16 protein-coding genes are annotated in these 17,623 nt (G+C 72.9%); 5 read left to right on the top strand and 11 right to left on the bottom strand.

Annotated features, from left to right (window positions below):
* Positions 1–4: 4 nt before the first annotated feature.
* The 4 genes from QOM21_RS11735 to QOM21_RS11750 all read right to left on the bottom strand — a co-directional run bounded on the left by QOM21_RS11735 (position 5) and on the right by QOM21_RS11750 (position 4,180).
* Entirely contained in the window at positions 5–871 is an 867-nt protein-coding gene (locus QOM21_RS11735) for a phosphatase PAP2 family protein (RefSeq protein ID WP_407549861.1), read from the bottom strand.
* 53 nt (positions 872–924) lie between these two features.
* Entirely contained in the window at positions 925–1,530 is a 606-nt protein-coding gene (locus QOM21_RS11740) for a phosphatase PAP2 family protein (protein WP_407549862.1), read from the bottom strand.
* 336 nt (positions 1,531–1,866) lie between these two features.
* On the bottom strand, positions 1,867–3,345 hold the full coding sequence (locus QOM21_RS11745; protein WP_407549863.1) for an ATP-binding protein: 1,479 nt from the start codon (positions 3,343–3,345) through the stop codon (positions 1,867–1,869).
* 1 nt (position 3,346) lies between these two features.
* Entirely contained in the window at positions 3,347–4,180 is an 834-nt protein-coding gene (locus QOM21_RS11750) for a response regulator transcription factor (RefSeq protein ID WP_407549864.1), read from the bottom strand.
* A 318-nt stretch (positions 4,181–4,498) separates the two neighbouring features.
* Here QOM21_RS11750 and QOM21_RS11755 point away from each other — a divergent pair, with 318 nt between their 5' ends.
* From QOM21_RS11755 to dgt, 4 genes are all read left to right on the top strand, one after another.
* Complete coding sequence (locus QOM21_RS11755; RefSeq protein ID WP_393895817.1) at positions 4,499–5,053, top strand: GH25 family lysozyme; 555 nt, start codon at positions 4,499–4,501, stop codon at positions 5,051–5,053.
* Between the two features lie 43 nt (positions 5,054–5,096).
* On the top strand, positions 5,097–5,927 hold the full coding sequence (gene nadE, locus QOM21_RS11760) for an ammonia-dependent NAD(+) synthetase (protein WP_407549865.1): 831 nt from the start codon (positions 5,097–5,099) through the stop codon (positions 5,925–5,927).
* 264 nt (positions 5,928–6,191) lie between these two features.
* Positions 6,192–6,551, top strand: a complete 360-nt coding sequence (locus QOM21_RS11765) for a hypothetical protein (RefSeq protein WP_407549866.1) — start codon at positions 6,192–6,194, stop codon at positions 6,549–6,551.
* Positions 6,552–6,642: 91 nt separating this feature from the next.
* Positions 6,643–7,968: a dGTP triphosphohydrolase gene (dgt, locus tag QOM21_RS11770; RefSeq protein WP_407549867.1), complete on the top strand. Its 1,326-nt coding sequence runs from the start codon at positions 6,643–6,645 to the stop codon at positions 7,966–7,968.
* 93 nt (positions 7,969–8,061) lie between these two features.
* Here the strand turns inward: dgt and QOM21_RS11775 are convergent, their stop codons facing one another.
* The 7 genes from QOM21_RS11775 to QOM21_RS11805 form a co-directional block, all read right to left on the bottom strand.
* Positions 8,062–8,892 carry a cytochrome c biogenesis CcdA family protein gene (locus QOM21_RS11775; RefSeq protein WP_407549868.1) on the bottom strand — a complete coding sequence of 277 codons (831 nt, stop codon included), beginning with the start codon at positions 8,890–8,892 and terminating at the stop codon, positions 8,062–8,064.
* On the bottom strand, positions 8,889–9,662 hold the full coding sequence (locus QOM21_RS11780; RefSeq protein WP_407549869.1) for a DsbA family protein: 774 nt from the start codon (positions 9,660–9,662) through the stop codon (positions 8,889–8,891). Before QOM21_RS11780 ends, QOM21_RS11775 begins: the two co-directional genes overlap by 4 nt.
* A 56-nt stretch (positions 9,663–9,718) precedes the next feature.
* Complete coding sequence (locus tag QOM21_RS11785) at positions 9,719–10,195, bottom strand: hypothetical protein (RefSeq protein WP_407549870.1); 477 nt, start codon at positions 10,193–10,195, stop codon at positions 9,719–9,721.
* Positions 10,196–10,633: 438 nt separating this feature from the next.
* The gene (locus QOM21_RS11790) at positions 10,634–11,161 is read right to left on the bottom strand and encodes an ATP-binding protein (RefSeq protein WP_407549871.1); all 528 of its coding nucleotides are present in this window, start codon (positions 11,159–11,161) and stop codon (positions 10,634–10,636) included.
* 275 nt (positions 11,162–11,436) lie between these two features.
* Positions 11,437–12,204, bottom strand: a complete 768-nt coding sequence (locus QOM21_RS11795; protein WP_407549872.1) for an enoyl-CoA hydratase/isomerase family protein — start codon at positions 12,202–12,204, stop codon at positions 11,437–11,439.
* Positions 12,205–12,299: 95 nt separating this feature from the next.
* Positions 12,300–13,538 (bottom strand): Ig-like domain-containing protein, encoded by a 1,239-nt coding sequence (locus QOM21_RS11800; protein ID WP_407549873.1) that lies wholly within the window; start codon positions 13,536–13,538, stop codon positions 12,300–12,302.
* Positions 13,539–13,762: 224 nt separating this feature from the next.
* A complete protein-coding gene (locus QOM21_RS11805) occupies positions 13,763–15,058 on the bottom strand; it encodes an Ig-like domain-containing protein (protein ID WP_407549874.1) in 1,296 nt (431 codons plus the stop codon).
* 209 nt (positions 15,059–15,267) lie between these two features.
* On the opposite strand from QOM21_RS11805, the gene glgX reads away from it, so the two are divergent.
* The gene (gene glgX / locus QOM21_RS11810) at positions 15,268–17,622 is read left to right on the top strand and encodes a glycogen debranching protein GlgX (RefSeq protein WP_407549875.1); all 2,355 of its coding nucleotides are present in this window, start codon (positions 15,268–15,270) and stop codon (positions 17,620–17,622) included.
* Position 17,623 lies beyond the last annotated feature (1 nt).

Below are 17,623 nucleotides of genomic sequence, written 5' to 3' on the forward strand. Positions count from 1 at the left end.
GCCGTCAGTCGAGCGGCGTGGCCGGCGGTACGGGTGGTGGGGGCGGGCCCGGGTGGCGGAAGGCGAAGGGCTCCGCGATCAGCGCCAACGACAGGAAGACGGCGGCCAGGAGCCAGCCGCCCAGGACGTCCGCCGGCCAGTGGACGCCCAGGTAGACGCGGGTGGCACCGACGCCGATCGCCCACAGCACCAGCACCGTGCACCAGGTGCGGGCCACGCCGGGGCGGGCACGGTGCAGTACACCCCAGGCCAGGAGCCCGGCGACCAGTGCGGCGTTGGTGGCATGGCCGGAGGGGAAGGCGTAGTCGGGGGCGTGCCCGACCCATTCGTCGGAGGGTGGACGCGGGCGGGCGAGCAGTTCCATCAGGCCGTAGCGGACCGCCTGCGCGACGGCGAGGACGACCACGGCGCAGGCCACCGTACGGAGCCGGCCGAGCGCGCCCCGGCCGGCCAGCAGACCGGCCACCACCGCGAGCAGATAGAGGACGGGGCCGCTGCCGGTCGTGGTGAGCACACGGGCGAGGGACCGCACCGGCTCCCCGTTGTGCGCCGTCGACCAGTCGTGGGCCGCCTGTTCGGAAGCGAGCGGGGAGCCGTCGCCCACGGTCACGACGATGGCGAGGGCGGCGAAGAGCGCCGCGCACACCGCCGCGAGGGCCAGCAGCGGACCGGGCCTGCGGGCGTCCGGCGGGCGGTGCGGGAGATGGACCGGGGGGTGCTGCGGGAGGTGGCGGGGGAAGGCGAGATGGAAGGGGTGGTGCGTGGTCTCCTGCGCGGGGCGGGTGCCCTTCGGCGTTCTCTGCACGGCGTCCTCCGGTCCCTTCTCCGGCTCTGGATCCTTCTCGGGTGCCGGTCCCCGCTGCGTCCTCATGTCCTCGGTCCGTTCCGGTCCTCGCTTCCGTCCGGGTCTCGGCGCGGACGGCGTCACCGGGCGGCCACCAGGGGGCGCAGCCTGGTGGTGCGGAGCCGGGTGACGGCGGGCGTCGCGTGCCGGGCGAGCGGCATCAGCGGCCGGGCGACGACCACACCGATGGCCAGGCCGGCGAGGACGTCGTGCGGGTAATGGGCTCCTACCCAGATACGCGAGAACGCCATCAACAGCGTGGCCGGGACGGCGATCCGCCCGAGCCGGGGCGCGCACGCGATCAGGGCGACCGCGGCGGCCGCGGCGATGGCCGCGTGGTTGCTGGGGAACGACCAGTCGGTCACGCCCGGACACAGCGCGACGGTGACCGTGTGCAGCGTCCGGCAGGGCCGCGCCTCGTCGAAGAGGGCCTTGACGGTGTCGTTGGCGAGATAGGCCAGGGTCACCACCAGGGGGCCGGCCAGCGCCCGCGCCATCTCCGCGGCGGTGCCACGGCGGGCCCGCCACCAGCAGATCAGCATCAGGATCGCGAAGAGGAACAGACCGTGGTCGGTCCCGTAGGAGACAAGGACGTTGACGGCGTGCGGGGCGCGCTGCGCGAGATCGGTGACCCAGGTGTAGAGGCCGCCGTCGATCGAGGCTCCGCCGAGGGCGAGGTTGCTCACAGGCTTCTCCTTGGCGGGTGGCGCGATGCGAGGCCCGGCGGTGGGCCGGGCCCTCGGCTGTCCGTTCGGCCGACTGCCCCTCTCCGGTCACGTATACGGTCTACCTGACGGTGGACGGCGGAAAGGTGATGATCCGTTTGATGTCGGACGGACCACCCGTGCAGCCGCGCCCCGCAGGGAGCCGGCGGCCGACGCGCTCGCCGCGCCGTGGGCGGCAGCGGAGCGTCCGAGCCCCGCGGCGGACAGGGGTACGCCTACTCGCCGCTACGGGGCTCCGCCGGGCCGACGGCGGTGGCGACACGCGAGGAAGGCCCGGTGCGGCGCGCCCCGCCGGCCTCAGTGGGCCCGCTGGGACCCATGACCCGCGCCCGTACCGATCGTGAAGCCGAGGACGGCGCCGCCGCCCGGTCGGTGGCCGGCGAAGGCGTGCCCGCCGTGCGCGGTGGCGATCTCGCGGACGATGGCGAGTCCGAGGCCGGAACCCGGCAGTCCGCGGGCGGCGGGGGCCCGGTAGAACCGGTCGAAGACCCGGGTGCGGTCGGAGTCGGCGATGCCGGGCCCGCGGTCGAGGACCTCGACGCGGGCGCCGGTGACGACGACCTCGATCGGCTGCGTGCCGCCCGGATCGAACTTGGCGGCGTTCTCCAGCAGGTTGGTGAGCGCGCGGTGCAGTGCTGCGGGCCGGCCCTCGACCGCCGCGGGCCGCGTGCTCCGCACGGTGATCTCACGGCCCGTGCGGCGGCGGGCCGAGGCGGCCCCCTTCTCCGCGACGTCGGCCAGGCTCACCTCGGCCAGCGGGTCGTCACCCCGCTGCCCGGCGGCCAGGTCCACCAACTCATTGACCAGATCGGTCAGTTCCCTCGCCTCGCCGGCCAGGTCGGTGAGCAGTTCCGCACGGGCCCGCGGCGGCAGCTCCTCGAACCGCTTCAGCAGCGAGATGTTCGTGCGCAGCGAGGTCAGCGGCGTGCGCAGCTCGTGGCCCGCGTCCTGGACGAGCCGCTGCTGGTCCTGGACGGCCGCGGCCAGCCGCCCGAGCATGTCGTCGAAGGCCCGCCCGAGCCTCGCGACCTCGTCCCGGCCCGCGACCGGCACCGGGACGTCGAGCCGGCCGTGCTCGGCCACGCTCTCCGCGACCGCGGTGAGCCGGACGAGCCGGCCGGTGATCCGGCGCGCCAGCCACCACCCGGCGGCCCCGGCGACCACCAGGACCGCCGCGGCCAGCAGTGCGGTGCGCCGCTGGAGCGCGGAGAGCAGGTCCTCGGTCCCGCTGAACTTCCGGGCCACCTGCACCGCCCCGCGGCCGTCGCCGAGGGCGACCGTCGCGACGTGGTACTCCCCGTCGCCGATGTCCGCCTCCCGCTGGGTGTGCCGGCCCGCCTGCGCGGCCGCGGCGACCCGGCGCTCCCGGGCGCCGGCCGGCAGGACGGGGGTCCCCGGGTCCGCGATCCGCCCGCCGGCCCCCAGCACCTGCACATCGGTGCGGGTGGGGCGGGTGAGGTCCTCGCGCGGACTGTCGCTGCCGGGGCCCGCGGCCGCGTAGTCCCCGGGCCGGAACGACCGCTCCTGTACCTGGCTCCGCAGGTCCCCGACCACCTCGGAGAAGGCCGACTTCTCGTCCACCCGGACCAGCCGGGCCGCCGCGTCGTAGCTGAGGAACCCCACGAGGGCGGTCACCGCCGCGGCCCCGGCGGCGAAGGTCACCGCGAAGGCGGTGCGCAGACTGGCCGGCTTGCGGGTGCGCAGCCAGGCGCCCACCCCGCGGCCGCGCTGGCCGCCGCCGTCCCGGGCCCGGTCCCGGCCCCCGCGTCCGGCCATCTCAGTCCTCCCGCAGCACATAGCCGACGCCGCGCACCGTGTGGATCAGCGGCCGGCTGCCCGGCACGTCGACCTTGCGCCGCAGATAGCCCACGTACACCGCGAGGTTCTTCGAGCCGGGCCCGAAGTCGTAGCCCCAGATGCGGTCGTAGATCGTCGAGTGGTCCAGCACGATCCCGGCGTTCCGCGCCAGCAGTTCCAGCAGTTCGAACTCGGTACGGGTCAGCTCCAGCTCGCGCTGCCCGCGCCAGGCGCGGCGGGAGGGGCCGTCGATCCGCAGATCGGCGACCTCGACGGCGCCGTCGGCAGCCGCCCCGGTGCCCTTCGCCGCGCCGCTGCCCGCCGCGTCACCGTCGGCACCGCCGCGCGTACCCGCTCCCGCCAGGTCCTCCTGTCGGGCCTCCCGGTCCTGCTCGCGGCCGCCGGCCGCCCGGTCGTCGCCGTGCGCGCCGCGGTCGCCGTCCGCGGGTGCCGTGCGCCGGAGCAGCGCCCGCAGCCGGGCGAAGACCTCCTCCACCTCGAAGGGTTTGACGACATAGTCGTCCGCGCCCGCGTCCAGCCCGGCGATCCGGTCCGCCGTCCCGACCCGGGCGGTGAGCATGAGGATCGGGGTGCGGTCCTGTTCGGCCCGCAGTGTCCGGCACACCTGGAGCCCGTCGACGCCCGGCATCATGACGTCGAGAAGGATCACGTCCGGCCGCTCGCGGTGCACGGCGTCCAGCGCCCGCAATCCATCGGCGACCGCGGTGACCTGGTATCCCTCAAGGATCAGGGCACGCTCCAGGGCGGTGCGGATGGGACGGTCGTCCTCGGCGAGCAGTACGGCGTAGGTCACCGGGCAAGTCTGCCAAGGCCCCGGCGGGGCGGCGGGAGCGGCCGGTCCGGCCCCGGGGCGCGGGCCCACCCGGCGGGACCGCGACGACAGTCCACCCGGCGGGACCACGCAGGCGCACGAGGAGAGCCGCCCGCCACTCCCCCGCTTCTTCGGCCCCACCGGCCACTCGTCGCACCAGCAGCCCCTCCTCTCACCAACTCACCCGTGGGAAAAGGAACTTCACGGCAGCGATCTGGCGTCTCCGGTCGTGAACATGCTGAACTGCTGGAACGCAGATGACGCTTCGAAATCGCAGGTCCGATCGGCAGGAGGCCGCTCATGCTGCATGGTGTCGATGTCAGCTCGTACAACGCCTCGTACTCGGCCGAGGGGTTGGACTTCGTGATCGTCAAGGCGACCGAAGGCCGCTCCTACATCAACCCGCACCAGTCCGCGCAGGCGGCCAAGGCCCGCAAGGCGGGCTGTGTGGTCGGCTTCTACCACTTCCTGTGGCCGGGGAACATCGCGGCGCAGGCGAAGTACTTCGTCGAGAAGTGCGCCTCCGTCCAGGGCGACATCCTCGCCGCCGACTGGGAGCGCACCGGCGAGGGGACCTACGCCAGCAACGCGCAGAAGGACCAGTTCCTCCTGGAGGTCAAGAAGCTGCGGCCCACCCACCGCGTGATGCTCTACTGCAACAGAGACTTCTGGCTCAACCACGACACGACGTCCTACGCGGCCGACGGGCTCTGGATCGCCGACTACGTCTCGGCCGGGCACCCCCGCATCAAGGCGAAGTGGCGCATCCACCAGTACACCGACCGGCCGCTGGACAAGGACGTCGCGGACTTCTCCAGCAAGGCCGCTCTCAAGAAGTGGGCGCACCCGTCATAGGATTTCCACCAGCACGCGGACAGACGCAACAAAAGGAGCAGCTGTGACCGACCCGGCGTCCAAGGCCCTGCAGCAGGAGATCGCCCGGGATCTCCAGGTGAGTGCGTCCTTCGACGCCGAGCGGGAGATCGAGCGCCGGGTGGCCTTCCTCACCGAGCAGCTGACGTCCACGGGCCTGCGCTCGCTGGTCCTCGGGATCAGCGGGGGCGTCGACTCCACGACGACGGGCCGGCTCTGCCAGCTCGCCGTGGAGCGGGCCCGTGCCGCCGGCCACGACGCGACGTTCTTCGCGATGCGCCTGCCCTACGGCACCCAGGCGGACGAGGAGGACGCGCAGCTGGCGCTGGACTTCATCCGGGCCGACCGGGAGCTGACCGTCGACATCGCCCCGGCGAGCGACGCGGCGCTGGACGCGGTGGTGAAGGGCGATGTGATCTTTCGCGACGCCGGCCACCAGGACTTCGTGCAGGGCAACATCAAGGCCCGCCAGCGCATGATCGCGCAGTACGCGGTGGCGGGCGCCCATGAGGGCCTGGTCGTGGGCACCGACCACGCGGCCGAGGCGGTCTCCGGGTTCTTCACCAAGTTCGGCGACGGCGCCGCCGACGTCGTGCCGCTCACGGGTCTGACCAAGCGCCGGGTGCGTGCGGTGGCGGCGGCGCTCGGCGCCCCCGACGCGCTGGTCTCGAAGGTGCCGACGGCCGACCTGGAGACCCTCGACCCGGGCAAGCCGGACGAGGACGCGCTCGGCGTGACCTACGAGCAGATCGATGACTTCCTGGAGGGCGAGCCCGTCAGCGACGAGGTCTTCGCGACCATCGTCCGCCGCTACCGCATCACCGGCCACAAGCGCGAGCTGCCCGTCGCGCCCTGAGCCGATTCCGCCGTACGGGCCGGCCCCGCTGACGGCCGGTCCCGGCGTAACGACCGATCCCGCCCCCTGCACGGTGCGCTCGCACCGTGCAGGGGGCGGGCCGCGTTTCGGCGTTCCCCTCACGGACCGGTCATCCGCCGGCCAGGGGCCGGTCACCGTCCCGGTGCTAAATGGTCGGCGGGAGCGGGCATGCATGCGGCCATGGGAAGCCGCGAAATGCGATCGGAAGATCAACTGTCAGTGGGGCCGCCTACGCTCCGGGGCATGGGTGACGCACCGCTACGCGAACTCCGGACCGCGCTGACCACCGCCGCCGACATCGCCTCGGCCCTGCAGGCCGCACCGACCCGGCGCGACGCCGACCAGCTGGTCGACGTGCTCCGGCAGGCGCTGGTCGCGGCCGGCTCACTGGGCGCCGAGACCGGGCCGACCGGCTGCGCCCTGCATCCGCACGGCGCCGTCGACCCCCTCCACGGCGACCCGGAGGACCCGCTGCCGCCGGAGTACGGCAAGTGCCTGCTCTGCAACGACCGCCGCCGCCGGGCCGACGCCCACCATCCCCACCCGCATGCCGGAGCCCGCCCGCATTCGCTGTCCCACCGCCGCCGCCGGCTGAGCGCGTAGCGCGGGCGCCCCGGGCGGCGGTGTGTCCGCATCCCGGGAGACCTTCGCCTGCGCACTCCGCCGGCACCCCGGCAGGACGTAACATCCGCGCATGCGACCTGCCACATACAGCGACGAGGATCTAGAGCAGCACTCCCTGCGGCGCCGGGTGCCCGACGACGGGCAGCGGTCCGGTTTCGCGCACGACGTCGACCGGATCCTGTACTCCACCCAGTGGCGGGCGCTGGCCGGCAAGAGCCAGGTGGTGGCGAGCGCCGAGCTGGGCGCGTACCACACACGCCTGACGCACTCCATGAAGGTGGCCCAGCTCGGGCGCCGGATGGCGGAGCGGCTGGAGCGCAAGTACGGCGGCCCCAACCCCGCCCTGGTCGAGGCGGCCTGCATGGCCCACGACATCGGCCACCCGCCCTTCGGGCACGCGGGTGAGATGGCCCTGCGCGCCACGATGGACGAGCTGCACTTCGCCACCGGCGTACTGGACAGCTTCGAGGGCAATGCTCAGACCCTGCGCGTACTGACCTTCCTCGCCGCCCACAAATACCCCGGACACCGCGGGCTGCACCTCACCCGTGCCTGCCTGGACGCCTCCACGAAGTACCCGTGGGAGCGGGCCCCCGTCGACCAGGACCCGGCGCGGCATGTGAAGTGGGGGGTGTACGTCGCCGACCGGGAGGCGTTCGCCTGGGTGCGCGGCGACCGCACCGACACCGCCGTGCCCGTCGAGGAACAGGTCATGGACTGGGCGGACGACGTCACCTACGCCTGCCACGACGTGGAGGACTTCTACCGCACCGGCCTGATCCCCCTGGCCGCGCTGTTCCCGCCGGACGGCGCCGCGGGCGGCGACACCGAGCGGGAGATCCGCCGCTTCCTGGACTATGTGCAGGCCAAGCGGAAGCGGGCCGGGGCGCCCTTCGACCGGGACGCGGCGATGCTGCTGATGTCGGACATCGGCAAACGGCTCGCGGTGCACGCGCCGTACACCGGCAGCCACGAGGACGCGGTCGCGGTCAACCGCCGCACCGCCGATCTGATCTCGTACTTCACCCGGCAGATCGAGCTGGAGGTGAGCGGCACGGCCGCGATCCGGTACGGCGCGCGGCTGGTCATCCCGGCGGAGCGGCGGGCCGCCTGCGATCTGCTCAAGGAGCTGGTGTGGTGCTACGTCATCGACCGCCCGGCACTCGCCACCCAGCAGCACGGCAAGCGCCGGGTGGTGAGCGAGCTGCTGCGCTGGAGCTACGACGCTCCCGAACTCCTGCCGCCGGACCGCACCGAGGAACTGGCCCTGCACGGCGACCGGCTGCGGGCGGCCGCGGACCATGTCGCCTCGCTCACCGAGGACCAGGCGCTTGCGCTGCACCGACGACTGTCCGGCACGGGCCTGGGCTCGGTCAACGACAACGTATGGCTGTAGGCACCTGGCGCCGGCCGGCCCGGCAGCCCGCGCGCGGCGGGACGCCGGGCCGGCCCCGGCAGGGGCCCACGAAACGGCCCCGTGGTGCCCTGCTCAGTCCTGCGGCTTCTTCGCCGGCCGCAGCGCGATACGCCCCAGCACCCCGGCGACAACCAGCGCGACGACCGCGACCAGCACGAAGTCCGGCACGCCGTTCCCGACCCGGGCCACCCACTCCTCGACACGGAACTCGGCGTCCGCGTCCAGGATTCCGGGCAGCGCGCCGGTCCCGTTGAAGAGCAGGAACAGCACGCCGACCCCGATGAAGAAAAGGCCGGAGAGCACCGACGTGGTGTGCAGCCGCAGCCGTCCGAGGGTGAGGGCGCGGCCGCGCAGCCAGCCGCGGCTCCCGAGGTCGAAGCGGTCCCACAACAGCGCGAGCAGGAAGAGGGGCAGCGCCATCCCGAGGGCGTACACGGCGAGCATCGACGCCCCGTACAGGGGCGAGCCGCTGACCGCCGTCACCGTCAGGACCGCGCCCAGGATCGGGCCCGCGCAGAAGCCCGCCAGGCCGTAGACGCAGCCGAGGAGGAAGGTGGAGACGGCCGACCTGGGGGTGATCTTCGCGGCGGCGGCCTGGGCGCGCTTCGAGGCGAAGCCCAGCCCGAGTATCTGCGCGACGCCCAGCGCGATGACCAGGCAGCCGCCCACGGCGATCAGCAGACCGCGATGGCCGTTGAACAGCCGCCCGGCCGCCGTGCTGGCCGCCCCCAGCGGCACCAGGGTGGTGGCGAGCCCCAGGTAGAACACGCCGGTACGGGCCAGCAGCCTGCCGGGGTGCGCCAGGGAGTACGCGAAGAACGCCGGCAACAGCAGCGCGCTGCACGGGCTGAGCAGCGCGAGCGCACCGCCCAGGAAGGCCGCGAGAAAGCCGATGTCGGTCACTTCTCGGCCCCCGCCGCCCGCTTCTTCGCGGTCGCCGCGGCGTCCCGGACGGCCTGCGCGAAGACCTCGGTGGGCTGGGCCCCGGCGACCGGCCGGCCGTTGACGAGGAAGGAGGGGGTGGACTGGACGCCCAGCCGGTAGCCCTCCTCCTGGTCCTTCTTCAGGGCACGTTCGGCGGCCGGGCTGCGCAGGTCGGTGCGGAACTTCTCGATGTCCCGCACCCCGCCGGCACGAGCCAGGTCGACGAGCTTGTCCTCGGCGAGCGCGTCGCCCTTGCGGGTCTCGGCGTACAGCTCGTCGTGCATCTGCCAGAACCTGCCCTGCCGGCCGGCGGCCCAGGAGGCGCGGGCGGCCCGCTCGGAGTCCGCGCCGTAGAGCGGGAAGTTGCGGAACTCGATGCGCAGGGTGCCGGCGTCGACGTACTTCTTGACGAGTTTGGGCTGGGTCTCGCGGGTGAAGCGCCCGCAGAACGAGCACTGGTAGTCGGCGTATTCGACGAGGACCACCGGAGCGTCCTTCGTACCGAGGGCGAGCGGGTCGCCGTCCTCGCGCCGGGTGGTCCGTGCGGCGAGGTCGTCGAACATCTTCTGCTGGGCGGAGTCCACCTCGGCGGAGGTGGCGGCGGCCTGCGGCTCGCCGGTACCGCCGGTGTCACGGCTGCCCTCGACGGCCTTGCCGACGGCGATGCCGAGGGCGACGACCGCCACGACGAGGGCGATGACCGCGCCGAGGGCGGCCAGTTTGCGGGTGGGAGAAGCGGACGTGGGCATGCGAAAGCTCCAGTCGTGCGGAGTGGACATACGGGCCGGTGCGTCGGGGCAGCGGCCTATATCCGCAGGACGGGCTGGAGCGCGTGAGGATCGGCGGTGGGCGCCCCGTCGGTCGGGGGCCGGGCGAGGGCGTACTGCGCGGGCGCGTCGGCGGCGAGCGGCGCCGGGCCCGCGGTCGTGGGCGCGAGCGGCTCCCCGCGGTGCGGTGCGGGCAGCGGGACGGACTCGTCGGGCGCGGGTGCGTGCCGGCCGGAGCACTTCTTCGCGGTGTCGGCCACCGCGAGGGGAGCGCCCCGGGACGCCCCGCCGCGCGGGCCTGCGGTCACGTCCCTTCCGGTCGCCGGTCGTTGGGCCTCCGCCGCGGGGGCGGCAGCACCTACCGCGGCAGCACCTACCGCAGGGGCAGCGGCGGCCGTCGCGGCGCGGCCTGCGAGCCACGCCTGGTCACCGCCGATCCGGCACAACAGGGGCCCGAAGGTGACCGCGAGGAGCAGCAGCAGGATCGGCGTGGCCGACCGGCGCACTTGCCGCATGTCCCCTCCTCGGTGCCTGGCGCGAGCGTGAGCGTCCCATCCTACGGACCGTCTCCGGGCCGCCGGGGGCCGACCGGCCGCGCCTGCGCCGTTCGCGCACGTCCCTCCCCCCGCCCGCACCATCACGCACGAACCACCGCCGAAATCGCGGACGTGGCCACAGAGATGGAGGCCGGTGGCACAGCTCACCTACGATCGACCGGCCTTTTATGCGTTTCATCCCGCTATGTACGTCGATGCCGCTTTGGTGGCTCGGCTTCCGGCCTGCCATGATCGAGCACGACGCCCCCGGTGATCCGGGACGTTCCCGATCCCACGGGCACACCCCTTCCGCCCGCCGGGTATCGGCCGACCGGGGCCTCGTCCGCGCACCCCGCGGGAGGCCCCGGTCCCCCTTTCGCGACAGCGGCCCGCCGGACTCCGCCGCGGGCGCTCGCCTCAGCGGTCGGTCACCCGCATCTCGAACCACGTCGTCTTGCCGCGCGGCAGCAGATCCACGCCCCAGCGGTCGGAGAGCTTGTCGACGAGGAAGAGGCCGCGGCCGCTGGTGTCCATCTCCTGAACGGGCATCAGACACGGCAGACCACGCGAGGGGTCGCGCACCTCGATGCGGATCCAGCCGCGACGGCGCAGCATGCGCAGCCCGAAGGTGCGGGCGCCGGTGTGGCGCACGGCGTTGCCCACCAGCTCCGAGACCAACAGCACGGCGTGCTCGGTGAGCTGGGGCGAGAGCGCCCACTGCCGCTGCAGCACGGAGGCGGTCAACCGGCGGGCGGTACCGGCGGATTCGGGGCGCGAGGGAAGTCTGACCTCGTCGACGGTCGGATCGCCGACCAGATCGAGCGCCACCGACACCGGGCCGCCGGGGGCGGACGCCATGTCCGCGCCCGCGTCGGGGAGTTCCCAGCACGCGGCGGCCGTGCCGCTCCGCGGCCGCGGCTGCTCCATTCCTTCGAGGCCCGCCATGCCCCCATCATGGCTGCTGCGCGGACGCACCGGGGGCGGAACCGACGGAATCCGTTGCCCGGAATCTCCGGCTCCGCCCCCTTGGCGGGACATATGCCAACGGCAGACAGGGCATCGTCACAGCCCGGCTGACCTGCGATGACCTCTCGCGTGCGAATGATCACGCGGGGTGGCCGCGAGGGTCCTGGCGGGCCGCGAAGAAATTGTCCGTGATTCCCCCACACGAGGCATGGACTCACGGTCAAACCTCATCCGCACCGTCAACACCAGCTGTTTCAGCGGAACTTGGCCTTGCCCGGACCTTCCTCGACGAAGCTGCGCATACCGGTCTCCCGGTCCTCGGTCGCGAACAGCCCGGCGAACCAGTTGCGTTCGATCGTCAGCCCGTTGTCGATGTCGGTCTCCAGACCCGCGTCGATCGACTCCTTCGCGGCGCGCAGCGCCAGCGCGGGGCCCGCCGCCAGCCGCGACGCCCAGGCGTGCGCCTGCTCGTAGACCTCGGCGGCGGGCACGACACGGTCGACCAGACCGAGGGCGAGGGCCTCGTCGGCCTTGACCTGCCGGCCGGTGAAGATCAGGTCCTTGGCCTTGGACGGGCCCACCAGCCGGGCCAGCCGCTGGGTGCCGCCGGCGCCCGGGATCAGCCCGAGCAGGATCTCGGGCTGGCCGAGCTTGGCGTTGTCGGCGGCGATCCGGAAGTCGGCGCAGAGCGCCAACTCGCATCCGCCGCCCAGCGCGTAGCCGGTGACCGCGGCGACCACCGGCTTGGGGATCCGGGCCACGGCGGTGAAGGAGTCCTGCAGCGCCTTGGACCGCACGATCATGGCCGGGTGGTCCATGGCCTGCATTTCCTTGATGTCCGCGCCGGCCGCGAACACCTTCTCGCCGCCCCAGATGACCACGGCGCGCACATCGTCGCGACGGGTGGCCTCCTCGGCCAGCTCGCGCAGCCGGTCCTGGGTGGCGATGTCCAGTGCGTTCATCGGCGGGCGGTCCAGGCGGATGATGCCCACGCCCTCGGCGACCTCGAGATTCACAGTCATGCCGAAAGGTTAGTACGCGTTAACGACGGTGGGCCCGGTGCACTTGGTCACAGCGCGCCCGGGCCCACCGCGCTCCCGCGGTCCGCTCCGCCGTCCTACTGGTCGGCCTTCCACTGCTCCCAGGAGAGGTTCCAGTCGCTGAAGCCGTTGTCCGGCTGGATCGTCTCGTCGTGCGAGTTCTTGACGATCACCACGTCCCCGATGAGGGAGTTGCCGAAGAACCAGGCCGCGGGGGTGGAGTTGTCCCCGCCGCCGCGCAGGTCGAACAGGCCGACGCAGCCGTGGCTGGCGTTGCGGCTGCCGAAGGTCGGCTTGCCCGACCAGTAGTTGCCGTGGATGAAGGTGCCGGAGTTGCTCAGCCGCATGGCGTGCGGCACGTCCTTGATGTCGTACTCGCCGCCGAAACCGACGGTGTCGCCGTTCATGCGCGTCACCGGGTGCTTCTCGCTGATCACCATCTGGCCGTTGTAGGTCTCGGTGCCGGGTGCGCCGGCGGTGATCGGGATGGTCTTGACGGTCTTGCCGTCCCGGACGACGGTCATCTTCTTCGCCGCGGCGTCGACGGTGCTGACCTGGCTGCGGCCGACGGTGAAGGAGATCTCCTTCGCCTGGGTGCCGTAGACCCCGGGGCGGCCCTCGACGCCGTCGAGGTTGAGCCTGAGGGTGACCTTGGTGCCGGCCGCCCAGTACTTCTCGGGCCGGAAGTCGAGGCGGTCGTTGCCGAACCAGTGGCCCTCGACCGGGACCGACGGCTTCGCCGTCACCTTGATGGCGTCCTCGACGGTCCGGGGGTCGGTGATCCCGCGGGTGAAGCGGATCGAGACCGGCATCCCCACGCCGACCTGCTGACCGTTCTCGGGGGTGTACTGGCCGATGAAGGTGTTCTTGGGAACGAGGGTGGTGAAGGTGGAGTGCTCGGCGGACTCACGGCCCTGGCCGTCCACCGCTATCGCGTCGACGGTGTACTTGGTCGAGGCGCCGAGATGGCCGCTCGGCTGCCACAGGGCGCCGCTGCCGGATATCTTCCCGCCGACCTCGTTGCCCTTGGCGTCCTTGACCTTGACGGACTTCAGCTTGCCCTTCTGGGCCGTCACCTTCAGCGCACCGCTGGTGGCGACGTCGTCCGCGCCGTCCTTGGGCGCTATCGTCACGGCCGCCTGCGAGGCGGCCTTGTCGGAGCCCGCCTTCCCGGCCGGCCCACCGCTGTCGGCGTCGTCACCCCCGCACGCGGTGACCGCGAACAGCAGGCCCCCGAGCAGCAACGCGAGCGGACCTCCGCCCCTGTGTCGCCGCCGCCGGCGCGCCGGCACCCCCGAATTCGGCTGCACATCCACGACTGGCCCCTTTTCCCCTCGCACGGCCCGCACGTCCCCCGCGCGCGGATGCGAACAGCCGCGCGCTTGCCGTTAGATAACCACACCGCGGTGACAGTGAACTGCTCACGCATGTCACCGTTTCGTCCCAAGTGTGCGGGGTGGCGCGAAGGCGTCGCACCGGCGGTCGGCGACGGAGGCATTCCTCCTGGAATCAGCCGTATCGCGAGGGCCCGTGGCCGGGTTCAGCCGAGCGCGCTTCCCCGCTTCCACTTCTCCCAAGGCATGTTCCAGCCACCGAGGCCGTTGCTCGGAGCGACGGTGCGATCCCGTGAGTTGCGCACCTCCACGGTGTCACCGACCCGCGAGTGGGCGAAGAGCCAGCCGGCCGGGGTGTGGGGACCGCCACCCTTGATGTCCTTCAGCCCCACGCAGCCGTGACTGGTGTTGATGCCGCCGAAGACCTGGGGCCGCGCCCAGTAGTTGCCGTGCAGGAAGGTCCCCGACCGGGTGAGCCGCATGGCGTGCGGGACGTCCGGAATGTCGTACTCGGCGCCGAAGCCGACGGTGTCCCCGTCCATCCGCGTCACCGCATGGCGCTCCAGGATCACCATCTTCCCGTTGTACGTCGGGTTCTGCGCGTTGCCCGCGGTGATCGGCAGGTTCGCCAGCACCCGCCCGGACCGGCGCACCGTCATGCGGTGCTTGGCGACGTCGACGGTGCTGATCTGGTCCCGGCCGATCCGGAAGCGGATGGTCTTGCGCTGCGTGCCGTAGGCGCCCGGCCCGGCCTTCACATCGCGCAGCCGCAGATCCACCGTGACCACGGTGCCCGGCCTCCAGCGCGCGCGGGGCCGGAAGTCCAGCCGCCGGCGGCCGAACCAGTGCGGGGCGATCTCCACCGCCGGCTCGGCCTTGACCGTGACGGCGCGCTCGACGGCGGCGCGGTCGACGATCCCCCGGTTGAAGTCCAGCGAGACGATGATGCCGGTGCCGACCGTGGTGTTGTTCTCCGGTGTGTAGAAGCCGATGAAGCGGTGCGGTGGCACATACGTGGTGAAGGTGGTGTGGCGGGCGGAGCGGCGGCCCGAGCCGTCCAGGGCCACCGCGTCGACGGTGTACTTCGACCCGAGTTCGAGCGGGCCCGGCAGCGGCCGCCAGCTCAGGCCGTCCGTCGAGAGGCGGCCGCCGACGACTGCCGCGCCGGCGTCCCCGGTCCGCCGGACCTCGACCCGCTCCAGCCGCCCGTCGGGCACCCGGACCTCGAACCGCCCGTCGGGCCGTACGCCCTGGGTGCCGTTGCCCGGCGTGACCCGGATCGTCTGCGCCGGGGAGCGTGGCTTGCCGCCGATCAGCGCGTCCGACCCCCCGCAGCCGGCCGTCGCCACCGCCGCGAGCGCGGCGACCAGCACCACGGCGGCGCGGCCGGCGCGGGCGGCCCGCCGCCGCTTCCGCGCCCGCCCGTCGGCCATGCCCTCCGCCGGGCCCCGCACGCGGCAGTTCCCTCGGACCTTCGGTCGACGCTTCTCATGGACGGTCATATACCGAATTGTGACTGATGATGGGTGAGTGGACGGGTACGCCATGAATCGGTATGTCCCGTTCAGATCGACCGGGCCCGGACGGGCGGAAAGCGTGAGGCAACGCCCGGTTGCGGGAAGAACAACACCGAGGGCGGGGAAACAGGCACGGCTGGGACGCCGGGCAGGGCCGCCGCCCGACCGAGCCATGAGCCGCAGGAGGCCGGCACGTGTCGAGCGCACCCGAGCAGGAGGCAGTACAGGAGGGACCCGACGGATCGGAGGGGCGGGGCGGGCAGGCCGGGCCGGGCGGACGGAGCGGGACGCGACAGCGGTCCGCCACCCCGGCGCACGGAGAACCGGGCCCCGCCCTCACCCCGCCCTCCACCGTCCGCCCCGGCAGTCCGACACCCCTCGGAGCCCGTTACCGCACCGGGCCCGACGGCGTCGCGGGCACCAACTTCGCCCTCTGGGCGGGTGGCGCCGAAGGCGTGGAGATCTGTCTTTTCGACGACGAGGAGCACGAGACCCGCCACCCCCTGACCGAGCTGACCCACGAGATCTGGCACGGCTTCCTGCCCGGCGTCCATCCGGGGCAGCGCTACGGCTACCGCGTGCACGGCCGCTGGGACCCGTGGACCGGCGCCCGCTGGAATCCGGCGAAACTGCTCCTCGACCCCTACGCCCGGGCCGTCGACGGCGACTTCGGGGCCACGGCCGGCCCGGACACCCCGCCGGCCCTGCCCGCCCCGCTCTACGGCCATGTCCGCGACTGGCCGCACCAGCAGATAGCGGACACGGTGCGCGACGAGCAGGACTCCGCGCCGTACGTCCCCAAGGGCGTGGTGGTCGGCGGGGACCCGGGGGACGACACGGGCGACGAGTGGCGGGACGACCGCCGGCCCAAGACTCCCTGGCCGGATTCCGTCCTCTACGAACTGCATGTGCGCGGCTTCACCATGCGCCACCCCGGCATCCCGGAGCACCTGCGGGGCACCTACGCGGGCCTGGCCCACCCCGCGGCGATCGAGCACCTCGTCCGGCTCGGCGTCACCGCCGTCGAACTGCTGCCGGTCCATCAGTTCGCGCACGAGGACCACCTGGTGCGCAGGGGGCTGCGCAACTACTGGGGCTACAACTCCATCGGCTACTTCGCACCACACGCCGGGTACGCCGCGACCGGCACCCGCGGCCAGCAGGTCGGCGAGTTCAAACGGATGGTGCGGGCCCTGCACGACGCCGGCATCGAAGTCATCCTGGACGTCGTCTACAACCACACCGCGGAAGCCGGCGAACTGGGCCCCACCCTCTCCCTCCGCGGCATCGACAACCGCGGCTACTACCGCCTCCAGGACGACCCGCGCCGCTACGCCGACTACACCGGATGCGGCAACACCCTGCACGTCGTACAGCCCCAGGTGCTGCGTCTGATCACCGACTCGCTGCGCTACTGGGTGACCGAGATGGGCGTGGACGGCTTCCGTTTCGACCTCGCCGCCGCGCTGGCGCGCTCCATGCACGACGTCGACATGCTCTCCCCGTTCCTCGCCGTCATCGCCCAGGACCCGGTGCTGCGCCGGGTCAAGCTGATCGCCGAGCCGTGGGACGTCGGGTCCGGCGGCTATCAGGTCGGCGCCTTCCCGCCGTTGTGGACGGAGTGGAACGACCACTACCGCGACACCGTCCGCGACTTCTGGCGCGGCGCCCAGCCCGACGTCCGCGACCTGGGCTACCGCCTCTCGGGGTCCAGCGACCTGTACGCCTGGGGCGGCCGCCGCCCGTACGCCTCGGTCAACTTCATCACCGCCCACGACGGCTTCACCCTCCGCGACCTGGTCACCTACGAGCACAAGCGCAACGCCGACAACGGCGAGGGAAATCGCGACGGCACCAACGACAACCGCGCCTGGAACTGCGGTGCGGAGGGCGAGAGCGACGACCCCGGCATCGTGGCCCTGCGCGGCCGGCAGCTCCGCAACCTCCTCACCACCCTGCTGCTGTCCACCGGCGTCCCGATGCTGGTCGCGGGCGACGAGATGGGCCGCACCCAGCACGGCAACAACAACGCCTACTGCCAGGACTCCCCGGTCAGCTGGCTCGACTGGTCGCTCCTGGAGGACCCGCGGTGGTGCGGCCTGGCCGATCTCGCCGCCCGTCTGATCGCCCTGCGCCGCTCCCATCCGGTGCTCCGCCGCCGCGCCTTCTTCTCCGGCCGTCCGCAGGGCCAGGGCGGCCTGCGCGACCTGGCGTGGTTCACGGCGACGGGCACCGAGATGACCGAGCAGGACTGGTACGCCCCCGGGGCCACCCTGGGCATGTACCTCTCCGGCAACGACATCCCCCAACGCGACGGCCAGGGCGTCCGCATCGTCGACGACAGCTTCCTCGTCTTCCTCCACGCCGACCACCGGCCCCGTACGGTCACCCTTCCCGGGCAGCCCTGGGCCGCCGAGTACGAAGTCCTCATCGACACCTCCCGCGACGGGCAACCGCCCCCGGACGCCCCGGCCGAGCGGCACGCGGCGGGCAGCGAGCTCACCCTCCCGGGCCGTTCGGTGCTGCTGTTCCGGGCGGTTCCGGGGTAGG

It is taken from the genome of Streptomyces sp. Pv4-95 (genome assembly GCF_045782725.1).
In the GTDB taxonomy this organism is placed as follows: domain Bacteria; phylum Actinomycetota; class Actinomycetes; order Streptomycetales; family Streptomycetaceae; genus Streptomyces.